Origin of the sequence: Aliirhizobium cellulosilyticum (assembly GCF_014198105.1) — a bacterium.
In the GTDB taxonomy this organism is placed as follows: domain Bacteria; phylum Pseudomonadota; class Alphaproteobacteria; order Rhizobiales; family Rhizobiaceae; genus Neorhizobium; species Neorhizobium cellulosilyticum.
Window position 1 is genome coordinate 1,338,297 of record NZ_JACIGW010000001.1, and the last position, 22,291, is coordinate 1,360,587.

Annotated in this window: 20 protein-coding genes; 6 read left to right on the forward strand and 14 right to left on the reverse strand. The window is 60.1% G+C overall.

Annotated features, from left to right (window positions below; all coding sequences use genetic code 11):
* Positions 1 to 4: 4 nt before the first annotated feature.
* Both glmS and GGE33_RS06325 read left to right on the forward strand, forming a co-directional pair.
* Positions 5 to 1,831, forward strand: a complete 1,827-nt coding sequence (gene glmS / locus GGE33_RS06320) for a glutamine--fructose-6-phosphate transaminase (isomerizing) (protein ID WP_183821621.1) — start codon at positions 5 to 7, stop codon at positions 1,829 to 1,831.
* A 114-nt stretch (positions 1,832 to 1,945) separates the two neighbouring features.
* Positions 1,946 to 2,695: a DUF502 domain-containing protein gene (locus GGE33_RS06325; protein WP_183821622.1), complete on the forward strand. Its 750-nt coding sequence runs from the start codon at positions 1,946 to 1,948 to the stop codon at positions 2,693 to 2,695.
* Here the strand turns inward: GGE33_RS06325 and recG are convergent.
* A complete protein-coding gene (gene recG, locus GGE33_RS06330; RefSeq protein ID WP_183821623.1) occupies positions 2,673 to 4,778 on the reverse strand; it encodes an ATP-dependent DNA helicase RecG in 2,106 nt (701 codons plus the stop codon). The genes GGE33_RS06325 and recG overlap by 23 nt on opposite strands.
* 90 nt (positions 4,779 to 4,868) lie before the next feature.
* On the opposite strand from recG, the gene GGE33_RS06335 reads away from it, so the two are divergent.
* Together GGE33_RS06335 and mfd are read left to right on the forward strand one after the other, a co-directional pair.
* Entirely contained in the window at positions 4,869 to 5,192 is a 324-nt protein-coding gene (locus tag GGE33_RS06335) for a succinate dehydrogenase assembly factor 2 (protein WP_148144773.1), read from the forward strand.
* Entirely contained in the window at positions 5,189 to 8,719 is a 3,531-nt protein-coding gene (gene mfd / locus GGE33_RS06340; protein WP_183821624.1) for a transcription-repair coupling factor, read from the forward strand. Before GGE33_RS06335 ends, mfd begins: the two co-directional genes overlap by 4 nt.
* Before the next feature lie 640 nt (positions 8,720 to 9,359).
* Here the strand turns inward: mfd and GGE33_RS06345 are convergent.
* The 3 genes from GGE33_RS06345 to GGE33_RS06355 are packed head-to-tail and all read right to left on the reverse strand — an operon-like array spanning position 9,360 to position 12,824.
* Positions 9,360 to 10,301 (reverse strand): EamA family transporter, encoded by a 942-nt coding sequence (locus tag GGE33_RS06345; protein ID WP_148144285.1) that lies wholly within the window; start codon positions 10,299 to 10,301, stop codon positions 9,360 to 9,362.
* Between the two features lie 20 nt (positions 10,302 to 10,321).
* On the reverse strand, positions 10,322 to 10,993 hold the full coding sequence (locus GGE33_RS06350) for a DsbA family oxidoreductase (protein WP_183821625.1): 672 nt from the start codon (positions 10,991 to 10,993) through the stop codon (positions 10,322 to 10,324).
* A 25-nt stretch (positions 10,994 to 11,018) separates the two neighbouring features.
* Positions 11,019 to 12,824 (reverse strand): extracellular solute-binding protein, encoded by a 1,806-nt coding sequence (locus tag GGE33_RS06355; RefSeq protein ID WP_183821626.1) that lies wholly within the window; start codon positions 12,822 to 12,824, stop codon positions 11,019 to 11,021.
* A 276-nt stretch (positions 12,825 to 13,100) separates the two neighbouring features.
* Here GGE33_RS06355 and GGE33_RS06360 point away from each other — a divergent pair, with 276 nt between their 5' ends.
* Positions 13,101 to 13,748, forward strand: a complete 648-nt coding sequence (locus tag GGE33_RS06360; protein ID WP_148144288.1) for an invasion associated locus B family protein — start codon at positions 13,101 to 13,103, stop codon at positions 13,746 to 13,748.
* A gap of 196 nt (positions 13,749 to 13,944) precedes the next feature.
* On the opposite strand, the gene GGE33_RS06365 is transcribed toward GGE33_RS06360, so the two are convergent.
* The 6 genes from GGE33_RS06365 to GGE33_RS06390 form a co-directional block, all read right to left on the reverse strand.
* Positions 13,945 to 15,198, reverse strand: a complete 1,254-nt coding sequence (locus tag GGE33_RS06365; RefSeq protein ID WP_183821627.1) for a multidrug effflux MFS transporter — start codon at positions 15,196 to 15,198, stop codon at positions 13,945 to 13,947.
* 71 nt (positions 15,199 to 15,269) lie between these two features.
* On the reverse strand, positions 15,270 to 15,602 hold the full coding sequence (gene grxD / locus GGE33_RS06370; RefSeq protein ID WP_183821628.1) for a Grx4 family monothiol glutaredoxin: 333 nt from the start codon (positions 15,600 to 15,602) through the stop codon (positions 15,270 to 15,272).
* Between the two features lie 119 nt (positions 15,603 to 15,721).
* Positions 15,722 to 15,961 carry a hypothetical protein gene (locus tag GGE33_RS06375; RefSeq protein WP_148144291.1) on the reverse strand — a complete coding sequence of 80 codons (240 nt, stop codon included), beginning with the start codon at positions 15,959 to 15,961 and terminating at the stop codon, positions 15,722 to 15,724.
* Positions 15,962 to 15,965: 4 nt separating this feature from the next.
* Positions 15,966 to 16,202, reverse strand: a complete 237-nt coding sequence (locus GGE33_RS06380; RefSeq protein WP_148144292.1) for a BolA family protein — start codon at positions 16,200 to 16,202, stop codon at positions 15,966 to 15,968.
* Positions 16,203 to 16,372: 170 nt separating this feature from the next.
* Entirely contained in the window at positions 16,373 to 18,580 is a 2,208-nt protein-coding gene (gene purL / locus GGE33_RS06385) for a phosphoribosylformylglycinamidine synthase subunit PurL (RefSeq protein WP_148144293.1), read from the reverse strand.
* Between the two features lie 145 nt (positions 18,581 to 18,725).
* Positions 18,726 to 20,144: an aminotransferase-like domain-containing protein gene (locus GGE33_RS06390; RefSeq protein ID WP_183821629.1), complete on the reverse strand. Its 1,419-nt coding sequence runs from the start codon at positions 20,142 to 20,144 to the stop codon at positions 18,726 to 18,728.
* Between the two features lie 83 nt (positions 20,145 to 20,227).
* Here GGE33_RS06390 and GGE33_RS06395 point away from each other — a divergent pair, with 83 nt between their 5' ends.
* On the forward strand, positions 20,228 to 20,509 hold the full coding sequence (locus GGE33_RS06395; RefSeq protein ID WP_183686070.1) for a DUF1127 domain-containing protein: 282 nt from the start codon (positions 20,228 to 20,230) through the stop codon (positions 20,507 to 20,509).
* Positions 20,510 to 20,644: 135 nt separating this feature from the next.
* Here GGE33_RS06395 and GGE33_RS06400 read toward each other — a convergent pair whose 3' ends face one another.
* The 4 genes from GGE33_RS06400 to purS all read right to left on the reverse strand — a co-directional run bounded on the left by GGE33_RS06400 (position 20,645) and on the right by purS (position 22,288).
* Entirely contained in the window at positions 20,645 to 21,031 is a 387-nt protein-coding gene (locus tag GGE33_RS06400) for a hypothetical protein (protein ID WP_183821630.1), read from the reverse strand.
* 68 nt (positions 21,032 to 21,099) lie between these two features.
* Positions 21,100 to 21,774: a phosphoribosylformylglycinamidine synthase subunit PurQ gene (gene purQ / locus GGE33_RS06405; protein WP_183821631.1), complete on the reverse strand. Its 675-nt coding sequence runs from the start codon at positions 21,772 to 21,774 to the stop codon at positions 21,100 to 21,102.
* A complete protein-coding gene (locus GGE33_RS06410; protein ID WP_183821632.1) occupies positions 21,771 to 22,028 on the reverse strand; it encodes a hypothetical protein in 258 nt (85 codons plus the stop codon). The genes purQ and GGE33_RS06410 overlap by 4 nt, the downstream gene beginning before the upstream one ends.
* 17 nt (positions 22,029 to 22,045) lie before the next feature.
* On the reverse strand, positions 22,046 to 22,288 hold the full coding sequence (gene purS, locus GGE33_RS06415) for a phosphoribosylformylglycinamidine synthase subunit PurS (RefSeq protein WP_112459135.1): 243 nt from the start codon (positions 22,286 to 22,288) through the stop codon (positions 22,046 to 22,048).
* Positions 22,289 to 22,291: the final 3 nt, after the last annotated feature.

The following is a 22,291-nucleotide window of genomic DNA, read 5'->3' on the forward strand; positions in this document are numbered from 1 at the left end:
TTGCATGTGCGGAATTGTTGGGATCGTTGGTCGAGAGCCGGTGGCTGCGCGTCTGGTGGATGCGCTGCGCAGGCTTGAATATCGCGGTTATGATTCCGCCGGTGTTGCGACGATCCATGAAGGCAGGCTCGACCGTCGTCGCGCGGAAGGCAAGCTGTTCAATCTGGAAAAGAAGCTCGATGGCGAACCATTACCGGGCACAATCGGTATCGCACACACGCGCTGGGCGACCCATGGCGTGCCGAACGAGACCAATGCCCACCCACATTTCGTCGATGGTGTGGCGGTCGTTCATAACGGCATTATCGAGAACTTTTCCGAACTGAAGGACGAGCTGATTGCTGACGGCGCGGTTTTTACCAGCCAGACGGATACGGAAGTCGTCGCCCATCTCTTGGCCAACTACACTCGTGAGGGCAAGAACCATCGCGAGGCGATGCTCGCCATGCTCAACCGTGTCTCCGGCGCCTATGCGCTGGTGGTGATGTTCCAGGATGATCCGGGCACGATCCTGTCTGCCCGTTTCGGACCGCCGCTCGCCATCGGCCACGGCAAGGGCGAGATGTTTTTGGGCTCCGACGCGATCGCGCTGTCGCCGTTCACCAACGAGATCACCTATCTGGTCGATGGCGACTGCGCCATCATCACCCACAAGGGTCTCGAGGTGATGGATTATGAAGGCAAGCCGGTTACGCGCAAAAGCCAGATTTCCCAGGCGACTGCCTTCATGGTCGACAAGGGCAATCACCGCCACTTCATGGAGAAGGAAATCTACGAGCAGCCGGAGATCATTTCCCATGCGCTCGGTCATTACATCGATTTCGCCAGCCACACGGTGAAGTCCACGGATAAGGCGATCGACTTCTCAAAACTGTCGGGCCTTGCGATTTCCGCCTGCGGCACGGCCTATCTCGCCGGCCTCGTCGGCAAATACTGGTTCGAGCGTTATGCCCGACTGCCGGTCGAGATCGACGTGGCATCCGAGTTCCGCTATCGCGAACTGCCGCTGTCGCCGACGCAGGCCGCGCTGTTTATCTCGCAATCGGGCGAGACGGCCGATACGCTCGCCTCGCTGCGCTATTGCAAAGATGAGGGGCTGAAGATCGGCGCGATCGTCAATGTGAAGGAATCGACGATTGCACGGGAATCCGACGCGATCTTCCCGATCCTTGCCGGTCCTGAAATCGGTGTTGCCTCGACCAAGGCATTCACCTGCCAGCTGGCGGTGCTCGCGAGCCTTTCGATCGCCGCCGGTCGTGCGCGCGGGACGGTCTCCGAGGCGGACGAAAAGGCGATGGTCAAACATCTTGCCGAGATGCCGCGGATCATGAGCAAGGTCTTGAACGAGATCCAGCCGCAGATTGAAGCCCTGTCGCGTGATCTGTCGCGCTTCAAGGACGTGCTTTATCTCGGCCGCGGCACCAGCTATCCGCTCGCCATGGAAGGCGCGCTGAAGCTCAAGGAAATCTCCTATATCCATGCCGAGGGTTATGCAGCGGGCGAATTGAAGCACGGGCCGATCGCGCTGATCGACGAGAACATGCCGGTCATCGTCATTGCTCCGCATGACCGGTTCTTCGAAAAGACCGTATCGAACATGCAGGAAGTGGCGGCCCGCGGCGGCAAGATCATCTTCATCACCGACGAGAAGGGGGCGGCCGCCTCCAAGCTCGAAACCATGGCGACGATCACGCTGCCGAATGTCGACGAGATTATCGCGCCGATGATCTTCTCGCTGCCGATCCAGTTGCTCGCCTATCACACGGCCGTGTTCATGGGCACCGATGTGGACCAGCCGCGGAACCTTGCCAAGTCCGTCACAGTTGAGTGATGTCGGTGATTTAAGGGTTTCCTTGCATCGCAGCAAACCATCCTGCATTGTCGCGTCATATCGATGCGGCAATGCCCAATCATGATTCGGGCCGAAATTTCCTAGGAAGATCAGATGAGTGAAAGCCCCGAGCGCATTTCGATGGCGGGTCGGCTCAGGAATAATTTCCTTACCGGTCTGATCATCTGCGCGCCGCTTGCCATCACCGTCTGGCTGACTTTCACCTTCATCGACTGGGCCGACAGCTGGGTGACGCCCTATCTGCCGCAGCGCTACAATCCGCAGTATTATTTCGATGTGACGATCCCCGGCACCGGGCTGCTGATCGCCGTCCTGTTCATCACCATTGTCGGTTTTCTCGGCAAGAACCTGATCGGCCGATCGATCGTCAATTTCGGTGAGTCGATCCTGCAGCGAATGCCGCTGATCCGCAGTGTCTACAAGAGCATCAAGCAGATCTTCGAGACGGTCCTGCGCGAACAGTCCACCTCGTTCAAGAAATGCGGACTGATCGAGTTTCCCAGCCCCGGCATGTGGGCGCTGGTGTTCATCGCGGGCGACGCACAAGGTGAAATCGCGGCGAAGCTGAACGAGAATGGCGAAGAGATGGTCGCGGTGTTCATGCCGCCAACGCCGGTTCCGACTGCAGGCTTCCTCATGTTCGTGCCGAAAAGCAAGATCGTCATGCTCGACATGACGCCGGAAGAGGGCGCCAAGCTGCTGATTTCCGGCGGCCTGATCGCTCCGGATTATAATCCGGATGGAGCTGTGGTTCCGGCATTGCCTGCACCGCGCAAGAAGGCAGCCAAGGCGCGCCGCAAGGGTGGCGAAGAAACCACCGTTATCCCGCCCGCAGAAACCTGATCGCCTCGTCGCGGCGATGCAGGTAGAGCAGCACCCGCACGGCCTCACCGCGTTCGCTGGTCAGGTCCGGGTCGCGATCGAGCAGATAGGTCGCGTCCTTGCGGGCGATTTCCAGAAGATCGGCATGGGCCGCAAGGCTGGCAATGCGGAAACCCGGCGTGCCGGACTGGCGGGTGCCGAGAAGCTCACCTTCGCCACGCAGTTTCAGGTCCTCCTCGGCGATCAGGAACCCGTCCTCGCTGTCGCGCAGGATCGACAGGCGTGCGTGGCCGGTTTCGCTCAAGGGTCCCTTGTAGAGTAGAATGCAGGTGGAGGCCTCGTCGCCTCGGCCGACACGGCCGCGCAGCTGGTGAAGCTGGGCCAGGCCGAAACGCTCGGCATGTTCGATGACCATGATCGTCGCATCTGGGACATCGACGCCCACTTCGACCACCGTGGTTGCCACCAGCACGCGGATCTCGCCGGCCTTGAAAGCGGCCATCACGGCGTCTTTTTCCGGACCCGCCATGCGGCCATGGACGAGGCCGACATTTTTTGCGCCGAGCTCACGGGCGAGAACGGCGTGGCGTTCCTCCGCCGACATCAGTTCGGAGACATCGGATTCTTCCACCAGCGGGCAGATCCAGTAGGCTTTCTTGCCCTCGGCAATCGCGCTTTTCAGTCGTCCGACCACATCTGCGATACGTTCGGTGGGCACGGTGACGGTCTGAATCGGTTTGCGGCCAGCGGGTTTTTCGGTGAGTTTCGAGACGTCCATATCGCCGAAGGCGGCAAGCACCAGCGTGCGGGGAATGGGCGTGGCCGTCATCACCAGCATATGGGGTGAAATGCCCTTGGCGGTGAGGCGCAGGCGCTGGTGGACGCCGAAACGGTGCTGTTCGTCGACCACAGCCATCATCAGGTTGGCGTAGCTCACCGTATCCTGAAACAGCGCATGGGTGCCGATGACGATCTGTGCTTCGCCCGATGCTATGCGCTCGACGATCGCGTCGCGCTCGCGGCCCTTGGTGCGGCCGGTCAAAAGTTCGACGGTGACACCGGCAGAACCTGCGAGTTTCGAGATGGTGGCAAAATGCTGGCGGGCGAGGATTTCGGTCGGGGCCATCAACACGGCCTGACCGCCGGCCTCGATGGCGGCCGCCATGGAAAGAAGCGCCACCAGCGTCTTGCCGGCGCCGACATCGCCCTGCAGCAGGCGCAGCATCCGGTCTTCGCCGGCCATATCCCTGATGATGTCGTCGACCGCCGCCTTCTGGCTCGGGGTCAGCGAGAAGGGCAGGGCGTGGACGATTTTTGCGGCGAGATCGCCCTTCACGCGGATCGGTTGGCCCGGCACCTTGCGTATCTTCTGGCGCACCAGAGCGAGCGAGACCTGTCCGGCGAGGAATTCGTCATAGGCCAGACGCCGACGGGCCGGTGCGTTGGGGTCTATGTCCTTTTCGTCCTCCGGGTGATGCAGGTTGCGGAAGGCATCTGCGACATCCGGAAAATTCTGTTTTTGCGTCAGTGGCGCATCGACCCATTCGGGAAAGGCCGGCAGGCGCTCGACTGCGCCTTCGATCACTTTGCGCAGCGTTTTCGGTGACAGGCCGGCCGTCAGTGGATAGACCGGCTCGACCAGAGCCAGGTTCTGCGCTTCCGAGACTTTCACCATGAAATCCGGGTGCACCATCGAAGCGCGGCCGTTGAACCAGTCAACCTTGCCGCTGACCATGACCTGTTCGTCTATGGGCAGTGACTTCGACAACCAGTCGCCCTTGGCGCGGAAGAAGGTCAGCGCCAGTTCGCCGGTATCGTCGTGAAGAAACACACGGTAGGGCTGGTTGGTGCCGCGGGCCGGCGGCTGGTGACGGTCTACACGTCCCTCGATGGTGACAATCGTTCCCTGCGGTGCAAGCGCGATGCCCGGGCGGTTGCGCCGGTCGATCAGCGAGAAGGGTGCGTGGAAAAGAAGATCGACGACGCGGCAGTCTTCGGCGTCCTCGCGGCCCGTCACTTTGGCGATCAGGTCGGCGATCTTCGGCCCGACACCGGGCAGCGACGAGGCGGAAGCAAAGAGGGGATCGAGTATGGCTGGGCGCATGGGCGGTTAAATGGGGCAAGTTTTGGCCATTTGGCAAGGTGACGCGCGCGCATTTTGATCCTATATGAACCGCAAAACAGGGATTTGCACATGACCGGATTGGCACGCACGAGCGCCGACCTCGACCCGCGCCGCAGGCGTATTCTCTATCGTTGCTGGCATCGAGGTATTCGCGAGATGGATCTCGTTTTCGGCTCTTTTGCCGAGGCGGAGATAGCCAAGCTTTCGGACACGGAACTCGACGAGTTCGAACAGATCATGGGCGAGGACGATCACGACCTGCATGCCTGGATCACCGGGGCTATGGTTCTTCCCGAAGATCGCAACACGCCGCTGTTTGCGCGTGTCGCCGCCTACAAGCCGGATTTCGATCCCGTCACGAAAGAGTCGCTGAAAGAGAAACTCGGCCAATGATTTCCGGTTTTGACGCGAAGAAGATCGCGGCCGCTTCCCAGCCGCTGACGATCGGTAATGTGCCGCCCGGCATGGAGCCGATGGTGCTGGCGGAACTGGCACGTTCCGGCCAGTCGGTGGCCTATGTGCTGTCCGATGGTCAGCGCATGCCGGATCTGGAGCAGATGCTCTCCTTCGTCGCGCCGGAAATTCCCGTCCTGACCCTGCCGGCCTGGGACTGCCTGCCTTACGACCGCGTTTCTCCTAGCGCCGATGTCTCCGCACGGAGACTGGCGGCGCTGTCGGGTCTGATTGCGCACGCGAAGAAGCCGCATCCGGCGATCGTGCTCGTCACCGTCAATGCGATGCTGCAGAAGATCGCGCCGGCGGAGATCATCGAAAGCCTTGCATTCTCGGCAAAACCCGGCAACCAGATCCGCATGGACGATATTGCGGCTCGTCTTGAGCGTAATGGCTTCGACCGCGTGTCGACCGTGCGTGAAGTCGGTGAATTTGCGGTGCGCGGCGGCATTCTCGACGTCTTCGTGCCGGGAACGGAAGAGCCGGTGCGGCTCGATTTCTTCGGCGATACCTTGGAAAGCATCCGCTCGTTCGATCCGGCAAGCCAGCGTACGACCGGGCAGGCGCGCTCGCTCGATCTCAACCCGATGAGCGAGGTGACGCTGACGCCTGATACAATCAGCCGGTTCCGCACCAATTACCTGTCGCTGTTCGGCGCTGCGACCCGTGATGACGCGCTTTATCAGGCTGTCTCGGAAGGCCGCCGTTATGCCGGCATGGAACACTGGCTGCCGCTGTTTTACGAGAAGTTGGAAACGGCTTTCGATTATCTCGCAGGCTTCCGCATCGTCACCGACCACACGGCGCGTGAGGCGGCGGCGGAACGTTCGAAGCTGGTCATCGACTACTTTGAGGCTCGCCGTGATCAGGGATCTCAGGGCAAGGGTGCGGCAGCGCATTCCACGCCCTACAAGCCGGTTTCGCCCGGCCAGCTTTATCTCGACGGCAAGGCGTTTGCCTCGGCTCTGGACGAGGTTGCAGCGCTTCGCCTGACGCCGTTCAACGAGATGGATGCGTCGGGTCGCCCGGTGGTGACACTTGATGCGCATACCGGTCCGCGCTGGGCAAAAAGTCAGGCGGAAGCGAGTTCCGAGACGCAGGACCGTGATGCCAATGACGAAGGCCGCGTCAATGTCTTCGACCTCGTCGTCAAGCATATCGCAGACAAGCGGGCCGAGGGCACGAAGGTTCTCGTCACCGGCTGGTCGGCAGGTTCGCTCGATCGTCTTTTGCAGGTGCTGGACGAGCGCGGGCTGAAGCGGATCAAGCAGATCGAGAAACTTGCCGATCTCGACAGGCTCGAAAAGGGCGAGGCGGCATCTGCCGTGATGAGCCTCGAGGCCGGTTTCGAGACGGGCGATATTGCCGTGATCGGCGAGCAGGATATTCTCGGCGACCGCATGGTTCGCCGCGGCAAGAGGCGCAAACGTGGTGCGGATTTCCTCACCGAAGTCGCCGGCCTCGACGAAGGCTCGCTCGTCGTTCATGCCGAACATGGTATCGGCAAGTTCGTCGGGCTGGTTACTATCGAAGCGGCCGGTGCGCCGCGTGCGTGTCTCGAACTGCATTATGCCGATCAGGCAAAGCTGTTCCTGCCGGTCGAAAATATCGACCTGCTTTCTCGCTATGGTTCTGATGCGGCGGAAGCCAATCTCGATCGTCTCGGCGGTGGAGCATGGCAGGCGCGCAAGGCGAAACTCAAGAAACGCCTGCTCGACATGGCGGGTGATCTGATCCGCATCGCCGCCACCCGCATGGTGCGCCGGGCGCCGGTTCTGGCAACGCCCGAAGGGCTTTATGACGAGTTCGCCGCCCGCTTCCCCTATGACGAGACGGAAGATCAGGAAAACGCGATCGAATCCGTGCGCGAGGATCTGGCGGCCGGTCGTCCGATGGATCGCCTCGTCTGCGGCGATGTCGGTTTCGGCAAGACGGAAGTGGCCTTGCGCGCCGCTTTCTTCGCGGCGATGAACGGGGCGCAGGTGGCCGTGGTCGTGCCGACGACGCTTCTGTCGCGCCAGCATTTCAAGACGTTTTCCGAACGGTTCCGCGGGTTGCCGATAAGGATCGCACAGGCGTCTCGCCTCGTCTCGGCCAAGGAACTGGCGCAAACGAAGAAGGACATCGCAGAGGGCAAGGTCGATATCGTTGTCGGCACTCATGCGCTGCTTGGCGCGGGTATCCAGTTCGCCAACCTTTCCCTGCTCATCATCGACGAGGAGCAGCATTTTGGCGTCAAGCACAAGGAGCGGCTGAAGGACCTGAAGACCGACGTGCATGTGCTGACGCTGTCTGCCACGCCGATCCCGCGCACGCTGCAGCTGGCGATGACCGGTGTTCGCGAACTGTCGCTGATCACGACGCCGCCGGTCGACCGCATGGCGGTGCGCACTTTCATCTCGCCGTTCGATCCGCTGGTGATCCGCGAGACGCTGATGCGCGAGCATTATCGCGGTGGCCAGAGTTTTTACGTCTGCCCGCGTTTGGCGGATCTCGCCGATATCCAGGCCTTCCTGCAGTCGGACGTACCGGAGCTCAAGGTTGCGGTGGCGCATGGCCAGATGGCGGCGGGTGAGCTGGAAGACATCATGAATGCTTTCTATGACGGCAAATATGATGTGCTTCTGTCGACGACGATCGTCGAATCCGGTCTCGACGTGCCGACGGCCAATACGCTGATCGTCCACCGCGCCGACATGTTCGGTCTGGCGCAGCTCTACCAGCTGCGTGGCCGTGTCGGACGCTCGAAGGTGAGGGCGTTTGCGCTGTTCACCCTGCCGGTCAACAAGACGCTGACGCAGATGGCGGATCGCCGCCTCAAGGTGCTGCAGTCGCTCGACACGCTTGGCGCGGGCTTCCAGCTGGCGAGCCACGATCTGGATATTCGCGGCGCGGGCAATCTGCTCGGCGAGGAACAGTCCGGCCATATCAAGGAGGTCGGTTTCGAGCTTTACCAGCAGATGCTGGAGGAGGCGGTCGCTGAGGTGAAGGGTGAGGACGAGATCGTCGATACCGGTTGGTCGCCGCAGATTTCCGTCGGCATCACCACGATGATCCCCGAAAACTACGTGCCGGACCTGCATCTGCGCATGGGTCTCTATCGTCGTCTCGGCGAAGTGCAGGATCTGTCTGAAATCGATGGTTTCGGCGCGGAAATGGTCGACCGGTTTGGACCAATGCCGCCCGAGGTGCAGAACCTCTTGAAGGTCGTCTATATCAAGACGCTCTGCCGCAAGGCGAATGTCGAGAAGGTGGATGCCGGTCCGAAGGGCGTTGTCATCGTCTTCCGCGACAAGCAGTTCCCCAACCCGGCAAATCTCGTCGGTTATATCGCCAAGCAGGGTTCGCTCGCCAAGATCAGGCCCGACCAGAGCATCTTCCTCAACCGCGACCTGCCGACGCCGACCAAGCGCCTGACGGCTGCGGCGCAGATCATGACGCAGTTTGCGGAGCTGGCGAAGGGGTGAGCCTGTGCCGGGGCTGAAGACATCTGCCCCGGTATTGACACTATACTCCCTTGGCGATCCTCGGGTCTCACTTCGTTCGCCCGAGGAGGACGAGTGATTGAACGGACGGGGCGCTGAAAGCTGCCTCGTAGGTTAGTTTGTAAGTGACACCTCTCAGCGTCCCGTTCGGCAGTTTTTATCCACGACTCCGGTCCCTCTGCCGTTGCCTTGCCGGATGGTGTTCGTCTGGCTTGATGGAAAACGGGCGAAACGACTTATCGCCAACCCTCCATGTCGCCGCCGCCGGGTTTCCCGCTTTCACGAGCGGACTTGAACGCCCGGCGAAACCATCCTTTAGGCCACCATGTGTGCCGCACAGGCACGTCCGACGCGCCGTTCGGGCATCGGAAGCGGCAGGCCGGTCCGAAAACCTTGCCGCTTCCCCCGTGTCGCCGGAGGGGGACCATTTTCCGCGGACCCCGGTGGTGGAGATTTACGTCGTCTCTTCACCACCAGCGCCGATCCCGCCTCGCCGGCACGCCTGCCGGTGTATCCGTGACGGAACGGGGGGATTGTAGGCATGAGGCGAGAGGGCGGGGATGGAAAAATGGCTAAGTGACTGAAATACCGTGAAGCGGGGCCGGGATCATCCCCGGCCTCGTCAGGACTTCTTGTCTCCGCCATCCGGCGCAATCATTGCTGCAGCCTGAGCGTTGGGGGCAACGGCGGGCGGAAGCGGCGTGCCGCGGACTTTCTCGCGCATCAGGGTCAAAAGACCAGAGCCGATGATCAGGACGATGCCGATGACCATGGGCAGATCGATATGGTCGCCGAAGACAAGATAGCCGAAGATTACGGCCCAGATCATCTGACTATATTGGGTCGGTCCGATCAGCGTGGCAGGGGCGTAATTTGCCGCATACATGAGAAGGATGGCGGCAAGCGCTGCGAGCAGGCCGTAACCGGCGAGCCAGAGCCATTGTATCGCGGTCGGAGCCATAAAACCGGGGACGGCAAGGGCGCCGCAGACGACCAGCGTTCCGAGCACGCCTGCGCCGTAAAGCGATATGTTCTTTTCCGACGGGCCCATGGCGCGGAAAACGACGATCGAGATGGCGCCGCTCAATCCGCCGAAGACGGCGCCGAGATGGCCGATCGACAATTCGCGGAAGCCTGGACGAAGGACCACCATGACGCCGATAAAGCCGATGACGACGGCGGACCAACGTTTTACGCCGACCTTCTCCTTCAAAAAGATTACCGACATGATGGTGACGAAGGAAGGAAGGAGGAAGATCAGCGCAAAGGCTTCCGCCATCGAAAGATGGGTGAATGCGGTGACGCTGCCGATGGTGCCGCCAGCCTGTGCAACAAAGCGCAAGAACCAGAGCGGTCGGTTGGTCGTATTGAAGATATCGGCCCAGCGATCTCCCTTCTTCATGATGAAGGGCAGGCCTACCAGGCAGAACGCCGCTCCGAGGAACGACGACTGATAGGGGCTGAGCTGCCCCTCGATCAGCTTGACGCTGGCGTCGCTAAAGGCATAGGCGGCGAATGCCGCAAAGGCGAGGAGGACACCCTTGAGGGTCTGATCTTTCTGCACGAACGTGTCTTTCTCGAAAATCAGATCATGCCCTTGCGGGCTTCGGCCTTGAGTCTCGCGATGTCGCGGAACGCGTCTGCAAGCACGTCGGGCGTCTGGGCGCCGCTGATGGCATATTGCCCGTCCATGATGAAGAAAGGAACGCCATTGACGCCCATCTTCTGTGCTGCATCAATTTCGCCGAGAATGACATCCTTGTCTGCATCGGACTCCAGCAGGTTTTCGATGAGCTTGCGGTTCATGCTGCAGCTTTCGGCGATTTCGGCAAGAACGGTGTGGTCACCGACATTTCTTCCGTCTTCGAAATTCGCCTTGAACAGAGCGGTGACAACGCGATCCTGAATTTCTCGGCTTTCCAGTGAGGCCCAATGGATCAGGCGATGGGCATCGAGCGTATTCGGTCCGATTTTTATCGCTTCGAAATTATAACGAATGCCCACTTCCAGGCCGAGCTTGGTGAGCATCTCGTGGCCACGGGCGACTGCTTCCGCGCCGCCGAGTTTTGCTTCGAGATAGGCCTTCTGGTCAACGCCTTCCGGCGGGATGTCCGGGTTCAGCCGGTAGGGGCGCCAGTTGATGTCAATGCCGACTTCGCCCTGCACTTCGGCGATGGCGAGTTCGAGCCTCGCCTTGCCCAGATAACACCAGGGGCAGACGACATCCGAGACGAGGTCGATTGTGACACGCTCCATGGCGCTATCCTCTAAATATGAAAACTTATTGCGCCCGGTTATCCCACCAGGTGTTGAGCTGGTAGCCATAGAGCGGCAAGATTTCGGGATAACTTATATGCTTGCGTCGCGCTACCCATTGATTGGGTACATGATAGAGCGGCACGATATAGTGACCGGAAAGCAGCAGCCGGTCATAGGCCCGCACCGATGCCTGGAAATCCTCCTTCGAGCGGGCCGTCAGCATGGCCTCGATCAGGCGGTCGATGTCCGGGTCTGCCGTTCCAGCGAAATTGAAGCTGCCCTGAGCGTCGCGCGCAGTTGATCCCCAGCGGCCGATCTGCTCGATACCGGGGGACAGGGAGGACGGATAGGACTTGATGATCACGTCGTAGTCGAAGCTCGACGAGCGGGCCTGATATTGCGAATCATCGACGGTGCGGATGCGCATGTCGATACCGATCAGCCTGAGACTGCGCTGGTAGGTGATGGCGAGCTTTTCCTGGTCCACGGTCTGCGCCATGACTTCGAAGGAGAGCTGACGGCCGCGCTCATCCGACATCCTGCCGTCCTTGATCGTGTAGCCGCCCATTGCCAGGAGATCGACCGCCTTTTTGAGAATGACGCGGTCGGCGCCGGAGCCGTCGGTTTTCGGCAGGTGATAGGTGCCGTCGAGCATTTCCTGTTCGATTCGGTCTTTCGCGGCACCGAGGATGTTCAGTTCGCGCTCATCGGCCGGTCTGCCGAGCGAGGAGAGCGGCGAGCCCTGCCAGAAGCTTTCGGTGCGGGTATAGGCATTTTCGAACAGGTTGCGGTTTGCCCATTCGAAATCGAAGACGAGAGAGAGGCCGGCGCGGACATTAACGTCGGAAAAAAGAACTCTCCGCGTATTAAAGACGAAGCCGAGCATGCCGGTCGGCAGCTGCGGGGTGAACGTATCCTTGATGACGTCACCGTTATGGGCGGCCGGGAAATCATAGGCGCGCTCCCAGTGGGTGGGGCTGCCTTCGAGGTAGACGTCGACTGCGCCTTTCTTGAAGGCTTCGAACATTGTCGATTCCTGCAGGAAATATTCGACCGAGATCCGGTCGTAATTATCGAAGCCAACCTTGGACGGAATATCCTTTCCCCAGTAATCCGGATTGCGCCCGTAAACGATGCGTTCGCCGGGGGCGACGGTCCTGATCAGATAAGGGCCGGAACCGATCGGCGGCTTCAGCGTCGACTGGTCGAACGAATCGGCGTCGATCGCGTGTTTCGGCAGGATAGGGGTGGAACTTGCAAGGATCAGCGGAAATTCGCGGTCGGCCTTTTCGTTGAAGGTGAAGCGCACGCCGTGCTCTCCGACCTTTTCCATTTTTGAAATCCGGTCGAGCCGCGATGAGAAGGGAACGCGACCCTTGTCGCGCAGCACTTCGAGCGAGAAGATCACATCATCCGGCGTTACCGGCTGGCCGTCCGACCAGCGGGCCTTGGGGTTCAGGTTGAACTGGATGAATGTGCGCTGATCGTCCCATTCGACCGATTCCGCCAGCAAGCCGTAAAGCGTGAAGGGTTCGTTGCCCGAGCGGGTCATCAGCGTTTCGTAAATCAGGTTGCCGAAAGCCGGATCCCAGATGCCACGGGCCGTGGTGCGGATGCTCTTGAGGTTGAAGGGATTGAGGCTGTCATAGGTGCCGACCACGCCATAACGAACCGAACCGCCCTTCTTTACCTCGGGGTTGACGTAGTCGAAATTGCGATAGTCTGCGGGCAGGTTCGGCGCGCCGTGCATGGCAATACCGTGAACCGGGGCTGCTGCCAGCGGTAACGGCAGAAAGACCGCAATCAACAATATAAGATAGTGCCGCATAAGAACCCCGATAGGTATCGCCGATTCGCCGCAAAATAGACCAGTCTTGCCCTGCGACCAACCTCGTGCATTCCATAAAACAGCGGTGTTTACCGCTTACGTGTGTTCAAAAATCACGGCAGGGGCTGGATATCGGAGCGGCCGCGATGTAACAGAGGCACAAGAGATGGGGTCATTCAAAAGCCTCATTTGAACCTCAGGTGACACATCAGAACGACGCCCCGAGGGATTGAAGGCTTTGCCGCGTCCTAGGGTTTTCAGGAGACGGATCTCGTTATGAATCTTAAGGCTACCAAAGTTCTGCGGACGGCTATGTCCGCTCTGGCTCTTACCGTTGGCACGGCTGCCATGCCGTTCGCGGCATCGGCGCAGCAGGCCGCAGCACCGGCGGCGCCTGGCGCTCCTCCGCTCGGTTGGTTCAAGACCTGCACCAAGCAGGAAGATAGCGACCTTTGCGTGGTGCAGAACGTTATCCTTGCACAGAACGGCCAGCTGATCACCGCTGTCGGCCTGATCACGCTCGAAGGCAAGGTCAACCGCAAGATCCTTCAGGTGTCTGTACCGACCGCGCGTCTCGTTCCTCCTGGCGTCGTCATGCAGATCGATGGCGGCAAGGGCCAGAAGCTCGACTACACCGTCTGCCTGCCGGACAAGTGCACGGCTGAAGTTCCGCTGACCGACGCCATGATCGCCAGCCTGAAGAAGGGCAACGAGGTCGTCTTCACCTCGATGAACTTCCGTCGCGCTCCGAATCCGATCAAGGTTTCGCTCGGTGGCTTTACCGGCGCGTTCGACGGCCCGGCAATCACCCAGTCGCAGCTGGCTGAAAGCCAGCGTTCGCTGGAAGAAGGCATGCAGAAGAAGGCTGAAGAAGCCCGCAAGAAGCTGGAAGAAGCTCAGTCTGCCGCCAAGCAGGGTCAGTAAGACCTTTTTGACAGACGATTTTTCAAGGAAAGGGCGCTCCTTCGGGGCGCCCTTTCTGTTTGTGCTGATGCCTGCTCCCTTTTCGTGGCGAGCCGTGAACAGCAAAAGACCGCGGCACCATCAGCGCCGCGGTCTTTTCAATTGTCGGTGTGTCCTAAAATCGCTCCGTTCATCAGGAAAGGCGAGCTGAGCTTGTTCAGACCTTGGGATTGTGCGGATGGAACAGCTTGCCCTTTTCGCCGATCAGCACGAAGACGAGACCGATAATCGAGACGGTGAAAAAGCCCGCGACCATCGGCAGCGCCGTATCGTTGAAGGACTGGCCGATCAAGGCGCCGATTGCAGCACCGCCGACGGTTCCCATGAAGCCGAGCACCGACGATGCCGTGCCGGCGACATGTCCCAAAGGTTCCATTGCCAGCGAGTTGAAGTTCGAGGCTATCCAGCCGAACTGGAACATGGTGAGCGCGAAAAGCAGCAGGAACAGAGGGAAGGGCATGGGCTGCGGGCCAAAAATCTGGATGAGAAGCCAGATCAGTGTGGTGGTGATGAAGCCGATCAGCGCGCCATGCGACAGGCGGCGCATGCCGAAGCGCCCGACAAGCCGCGAGTTGAGGAATGCCGACAGGGACATGAAGACCGCGACGGCTGCAAATGCCACGGGGAACCAGACGCCAAGACCGTAGATTTGATTGTAGACCTGCTCTGCGGAGTTGATGAAGCCGAAAAGGGCGCCCAAAATAAACGTGCTTGCGAGCGTGTAGCAGAGCGCCACCCGGTTGGTCAGCACGATGATGAAGCCGGCCAGCACGGATGAAGCGGTGAACGGGCGCACATCATCCTCATGCAGCGTTTCGGGCAACCGCCTTGCCACCCACCAGGTGACGATAATGCCGACCACGGCGATAAACGCGAAGATCAGGTGCCAGTTGCCGAAGAACAGGACGACCTGGCCGGTTCCCGGGGCAATGATGGGGACGATCATGAAGACCATCATGATCAGCGACATGACTTCGGCCATGGCGCGGCCGCCATAGACGTCGCGAACGATGGAAACCGAAATCACGCGTGTGGCGGCCGATCCGAGGCCCTGGATGAAGCGAAGGATCAGCAGGCCGGCAAAGCTTGGGATAAAAACGACGGCGATGGCGGAGACGATATAGATCCCGAGGCCCGCCAGGAGCGGCTTGCGGCGACCGAACCGGTCGGAAAGCGGCCCGTAGAGCAGTTGTGCGACGCCGAAGCCGAACAGATAGGCAGAGACCACATACTGGCGATGGTTGGGGTCTTCGACGCCGAGCGATTCGCCGATCTGCTGCAGGCCGGGAAGCATGATGTCGATGGCGAGTGCATTCAGCGCCATCAGCGCCGCCATCATTGCAATGAATTCAGTTTTGACGACGCCTTGAAGGCGCGCAGACGGATTTTGTGAAGGATTTGTCACAACCATTTCCTTAAGAATGGGAAAGGCGCCGCGGGGGCGGCGCCTTCCTAAAAATCTTGGTCGTCCGGATTGACCGTTCAGGCTGCGCGTACGTTTACGCCCTGGCCTTCAAAATGGCTCTTGAGTTCGCCGGACTGGAACATTTCGCGGACGATATCGCAGCCGCCGATGAACTCACCCTTGACGTAGAGCTGCGGAATGGTCGGCCAGTTGGAATAGTCCTTGATGCCCTGACGGATTTCCGCGTCTGCAAGAACGTTGATGCCCTTGTAGTCGACGCCGAGGTAGTCGAGGATCTGGACGACCTGGCCGGAAAAACCACACTGGGGAAACTGCGGTGTGCCCTTCATGAAAAGCACGACGTCGTTGGTCTTGATTTCGTTGTCGATGAGATCGTTAATGCCGCTCATATCATATCCTTTCACATGCGGTTTCAAGGACCGCTGCGCTGCGCGTTGCCCTTAAATAGCAAGGCAGCCTTATTAATTCCAGCGCTGAATGCCAAATGCCCGGCGCAAAAGATGCAAACCTAGCGGCTGCGTTGCCTGCTACGGCTGGCCGTCGTCCGGCGTTTGCTAACCTGCTTGCGAGCGGGTTTGGCGTTGCGCGTGGTTGCCGCCTTCCGCTTGGTCGCACTCGTCGTCGTCGATGCTGGCTTTGCGGCGCGTTTCTTGCGCTTGCTTGCCGTCTTCCCGTGCGACTTGCCGAGCAGTTCCTTGACCAGGCTTTCGACGACGCCGGTGACGATCTGGTTGACGAGGCTGTTCATGACGTCAATCCGCAGGAGCCGAGGTTTGAAGCGCGAGCGCGTGCAGCACGCCGCCCATATTGCCCTTCAGCGCATCGTAGACCATCTGGTGCTGCTGCACACGGCTCTTGCCGCGGAAGGCTTCCGCCACGACTTCGGCTGCGTAATGATCACCGTCGCCTGCAAGATCCCTGATGGTGACCTTGGCGCCGGGAATGCCCGCCTTGATCATGTCTTCGATTTCGCCGGGTCGCATGGGCATGCAGTTATGTCCTTCTTGTTTCTCCCGGAATCGCTGCCGGGTGCTTGTCCGTTTGAACACTGCCTCAAACTTTCGGCCCGGTCAAAGCGACAATGCCGGCGAAGATTACTCTTCGCCGGCATTGTCATCAATTCACAGAACCTTGCGAGGCAATTATGCCATGAAGGCGTTTAGGCCATGAAGGATGGGAACCACTTTTCGTGCGCTGCGGTCAGGTCGCTGACGGCGACGTTGACGACGCCTTCGACAACCAGCGCTTCACCGCCGACCTTGCCGAGCGTGCGGAACGGAACACCGGCGCTTTCGGCGCTGGCCTGGACGAAGTTTGCAAGGTCGGCCGAAACGGCGATGACATAACGAGCCTGGTCTTCGCCGAAGAGAAGCGCATGTGCCGGTCCCTGCTGGTCGGCGAGGCTTACCGTCATGCCCTTGTTCGACGCCATTGCCATTTCGGCAAGAGCGAGGCCAAGGCCGCCCGAGGAAATGTCGTGGCAGGCGGTGACCTGAGCATTGCGGATGACGGCACGGACGAATTCGCCGTTGCGGCGTTCGGCGACGAGATCGACCGTCGGGGCAGGGCCATCAGTCGAATCGAGCACGTCGCGCAGGTAGATCGACGAGCCGAGGTGGCTGCCGTCGGTGCCGATCATGATCAGCACGTCGCCATCCTTTGCCGAACCGACACGGGCCATCTTCTGCCAGTCGCCCATCAGGCCGACGCCGGCAATGGTCGGGGTCGGAAGAATGGCAACGCCGTTGGTCTCGTTGTAGAGCGAGACGTTGCCGGAGACGATCGGGAAGTCGAGCGCGGTGCAGGCTTCGCCGATGCCCTTGATGGCGCCGACGAGCTGGCCCATGATTTCCGGCTTTTCAGGATTGCCGAAATTGAGGTTGTCGGTGGCCGCCAGCGGCTCTGCGCCGGTGGCAACGATGTTGCGCCAGCATTCGGCAACCGCCTGCTTGCCGCCTTCATACGGATCGGCTTCGACGTAACGCGGGGTAACGTCGGAGGAGAAGGCGAGCGCCTTCGACGCATGGCCTTCGACGCGCACGACACCGGCATCGCCGCCCGGAAGCTGCAGCGAGTTGCCCTGGATCAGCGTGTCATACTGTTCCCAGACCCAGCGACGGCTGGACTGGTTCGGCGAGCCGACGAGCTTGAGGAGTGTGTCGTTGTAATCGGAAGGTTCTGCGACCTGCGAAGCGGGCAGGGCGTCGCGGACGGTGTGCTGGATCCATGGACGGTCATATTCCGGTGCCTGATCGCCGAGATCCTTGATCGGCAAGTCGGCAACTTCTTCGCCCTGATGAATGACGCGGAAACGCAGGTCGTCGGTGGTTTTGCCGACGATTGCGAAGTCGAGACCCCACTTAACGAAGATCGCCTTGGCGACTTCTTCCTTGGACGGCTCGAGAACCATGAGCATGCGCTCCTGGCTTTCCGAGAGCATCATTTCATAGGCGGTCATCTGCTCTTCGCGGACCGGGACCTTGTCGAGGTAGAGCTCGATGCCGAGGTCGCCCTTGGCGCCCATTTCGACGGCCGAGCAGGTGAGGCCGGCGGCACCCATATCCTGGATGGCGATGACCGCGCCGGTCTTCATCAGTTCGAGGCAGGCTTCGAGCAGGCACTTTTCGGTGAATGGGTCGCCGACCTGAACCGTCGGGCGCTTTTCTTCGATCGACTCGTCGAATTCGGCCGATGCCATGGTGGCTCCGCCGACGCCGTCGCGGCCGGTCTTTGCACCGAGATAAACGACCGGCAGGCCGACGCCCTTGGCTTCGGAGAGGAAGATGCCGTCGGACTTTGCAAGGCCTGCCGCAAAGGCGTTGACGAGGATGTTGCCGTTGTAGCGCGGATCGAACTCGACTTCACCGCCAACGGTCGGTACGCCGAAGGAATTGCCGTAACCGCCCACACCGGCAACAACGCCCGAGACGAGATGCTTGGTCTTGGCATGGTCGGGAGCGCCGAAACGTAGGGCGTTCATCGCTGCAATCGGACGCGCGCCCATGGTGAAGACGTCGCGCAGGATGCCGCCGACGCCGGTCGCCGCACCCTGATAGGGTTCGATATAGGACGGGTGGTTGTGGCTCTCCATCTTGAAGACGACGACATCGCCATCATCGATATCGACGACACCGGCGTTTTCGCCCGGTCCCTGGATGACGCGACGGCCCTTGGTGGGCAGCGTGCGCAGCCACTTCTTGGAAGACTTGTAGGAGCAGTGCTCGTTCCACATGGCAGAGAAAATGCCAAGCTCGGTGAAGCTCGGTTCGCGTCCGATCAGATCAAGGATGCGCTGGTACTCATCCGGCTTGAGGCCGTGAGAGGCGATGAGTTCCGGGGTGATCTGGCGGGAATTGGAGATCGTCATCTTTTATCCTGGAATGGCTGCCGGTCGGGGGCTTTTGGCGCCTCTTTAACCTAACTATCGCGCGAGTGCGACAGGAAAATCGGCCCGGCCGGATGAAGGCCGGGGATTGCTACGTGCTATGTTTCGAAATCGCAGATGGTTGCTTCTAGGCGAGGCTGTCATAACCGCCGGAGCCATTGTCCAGCAGGCTTCGCACGATCCTGAGGCCATCATTGACTTCCTGCCTGGAGCTTGGCGAGGAAAAGCCGATGCGGACGCGATGGATTATCTTTTCCGACCTGCCTGCCTTGAATTCCGCTTCGTCGTCGAGCAACAGGCCGTCGGCATAAGCGGCATTCTTGAATGTGGCGGAAAGCCAGGGATCCGGCAGCTTAAGCCAGAAGAAGGGAATGTCGGGATTGGAGTTGAGGTCGTAACCGGCGAGAATTTCGCGGGCCATGGCTTCACGGACGTTGATCTCCGCGCGACAGCGCTCCCAGATCACATCGGCCGCGCCGCTGAGCACGAGGCGGGCACTCAGTTCGGCGAGGAGGAAAGGCATGCCGCCCGTCGTCATTTTGTGCGCGACCCGTACACGCTGGGCTAAGTGAGGCGGGCAGGCGACCCACCCGCCACGGATGCCGGCGGATACCGATTTCGACAGGCCATCAACAACGAATGTCCGCTCCGGTGCGAGCGTCGCGATCAGTGGAATGTCTCCCTTGTCCATGGCGCCGTAAAGATTGTCCTCGATCAGCCAGACATTGTATTTGCGTGCGATGGCAGCGATGGCTTCTCTCCGCTCGAGCGGCATGGTTGCCAAGGTCGGGTTCTGCACCGAGGACATGAAGAAGGCGATCTTCGGATGCTCCTGCACGCAGGCTCGCTCGAAATCGTCCGGAATGACGCCGTGTGCGTCCGAATTGACCAGCGATATTCGTCGACCGACGAGGCCGGCGGCGCGGCTTACCTGGGAATATGTATGGTGCTCGAAAGCGATCCTGTCTCCCGGGTTGGTCAGGACGGCAATGATCGACATGATCCCGGCATGAGCGCCCAGTGTCGGGACAATTGAGTCTGGCGCGGGAGCCCAGTCACCATAGCTCAGCCAGCGAACGCCGGCCTGCTGCCAATGATCCGGGGAGGTGCGGGTGTAGCCGGCAACGTCGTGCGGGCACTCGCGCATGATTTCTGATGTTATCTCCGCGATTGTCTCGCTTTGGCCGAGATCGGGGGCGGCCGTGCTGTCGAAACGGATCTTGCCCGACGGAGCCTGCAGCGGCCGTGTGCCGGCAATGCTTGTGGATACGGGATATTGATCATCCTGCGCGCCTTCATCGTCGCGCTTCAAGACGTAGGTGCCGCGCCCGACCTCGCCATTGACCAGCCCGCGTTCATGCAGAAGCGAATAGGCGCGGCTGACCGTGCCGATTGTCACCCCAACATCGTAGGCGAGGTTTCGTTGTGGCGGAAGCTTGCTGCCCGACGGCAAGTCACCGGTTTCGATGGCCTTTTCCATCTGGTCGGCCAATCGGGTGTAGAGCGGGCCGGAGCCCTCCTGAAGATCTGGAAGCCATTTTGTCATAGTGACAATGATTACATTGCGGTGCTTTTTGAGTCAATGTATCCACAATGCAGGCAATGCAACGAAACGCCAACAGGTGCGAAATGCGCAAGTATGACGAATATCTCGTTACAATAGATACAATTTATCCCGATCGCTACGAACGCGAGGCGGCCTTCTATGTCGCCAAGGATCTGCTACCGGAAGCGACCATGACGGTTCGATTGGGTGTCATTGCCGGATTGATCGATGCGCTGAAGAATGCGTTGACGCGGCGCTCAGGACGGGCGGCTCTCCTTGATATGGACGAAAGCCAGCTACGGGATATCGGCGTGACGCGGATTGCAGCCAAGCGCGAAGCCGGGAAATCCTGGTTCCTGGGCTGAGAATGCGGGCTTGAAATATTCAGTGCAATTTCGAACGCGAACTTGGTCCCCTCATTCGCGCGAATTGCACCGGGCACCTGTAGCAGGTGCAAGCGGCCTGTCCGGCATCCCAACCGCCGGACGGGCCTTTTTACGTCAGCAATTGCTGTTGCCGGCCGCCCAACGCTTGACGTCGGCACCAACGCGTGTACCGAGCTGTTCGTTCATTACAGGGCCGAAGGCGCTGAGGCGCGCAGGTTTGCCCTCCGCCTGGACGACGAGGAGCGGGCGAATGTCGGATGAGCCCTTGCGGGTCAGGAGGATGCGCGGACGTCCCGAGAAGGACGACAGTTCCGGCGCGAAGGCGTAGGACTTGAAGGCAGCGTCACCTGACTTGAACCAGCAGCGGTTTGCGGCAACAGCAACCTTTTCCATGATGTCCAGCGCCGAAGGGCTGGATTGCACAACGGGCTTGGCCTGACACGCAGCCAGCGCTGCGGCGAGAACGGTTACAGAAATTGCAGTCGAAATGCGGCAGGCCATCTGCGTGCGTTCCCAAAAATGGCTGATAAAGCAAGCGTCGGCCTTTTTTGCCGACGCCCGTGTAAGGATCAGGCTGCGATGACGTCCAGCGCGGATGCGAAGATACCGCGACCGTCGCTGCCGCCATGGGCGGCTTCGATCAGGTTTTCCGGATGGGGCATCATGCCGAGAACGTTGCCGCGGGCATTGACGACACCGGCAATATCTTCGATCGCGCCGTTGGGGTTTGTGCCTTCGGCGTAGCGGAAGACGACCTGGCCATTGCCGTTCATCGACTTCAGAGTTTCCTGATCGACGAAATAATTGCCCTCATGGTGCGCGACAGGGCAGCGGATGACCTGGCCCTTTTCATAGGCGCGGGTGAAGTCGGTCTCGGCATTGATGATTTCGAGCTTCACTTCTTTGCAGACGAATTTCAGCGAGGAATTCATCATCAGCGCGCCGGGAAGCAGGCCTGCCTCGACGAGGATCTGGAAGCCGTTGCAGACGCCGAGAACCTTGATGCCCTTTTCCGCCTTTTCCTTGATCGCCTGCATGACCGGCATACGGGCAGCGATTGCGCCGCAGCGCAGATAGTCGCCGTAGGAGAAACCACCCGGAATGACGATCAGGTCGACGTCATCGGGAATGCTCGTCTCCGTCTGCCAGACGGTGATCGGCGCCTTGCCGGAAATCTTGGTGAGGGCGGCGATCATGTCGCGATCGCGGTTGAGGCCTGGGAGCTGGACGACGGCTGACTTCATGGCTGTGGTTCAAACCTTGCTTGGGCTTCCTGGAACTCCCGCAGTTCCAGGCGGTTTTCGATACGGTCGAGGCGCAACTCATGCCGCGCCAAAGTTGTATTTATGTTGAGAATATCCTGATGCAGCGGAACCATCGTTCCCCGCATCGCATTTATCTCTGCTTTCAACTCTCGCTGGCCTAGCTTGAGATCACCCAGGTCTGCATGAATGCGCTTCATAAGTTCATACATGAGTTCACTGGTGACTTCGGCCATCACACGCTCCGCAACCTTTAGTCGATTGCGATAGTGTAGTTCTCAATCACCGTGTTAGCCAGAAGCTTTTCGCACATGGCCTTGAGGTCGGCTTCCGCCTTGGCCTTGTCGGCTGTGTCCAGCTCAAGATCGAAGACCTTGCCCTGGCGGGCCTGGTGAACGCCTTCGAAGCCGAGGCTGCCGAGGGCACCTTCGATGGCCTTGCCCTGGGGGTCGAGAACGCCGTTCTTGAGCGTGACTGTTACACGTGCCTTGATCACTGC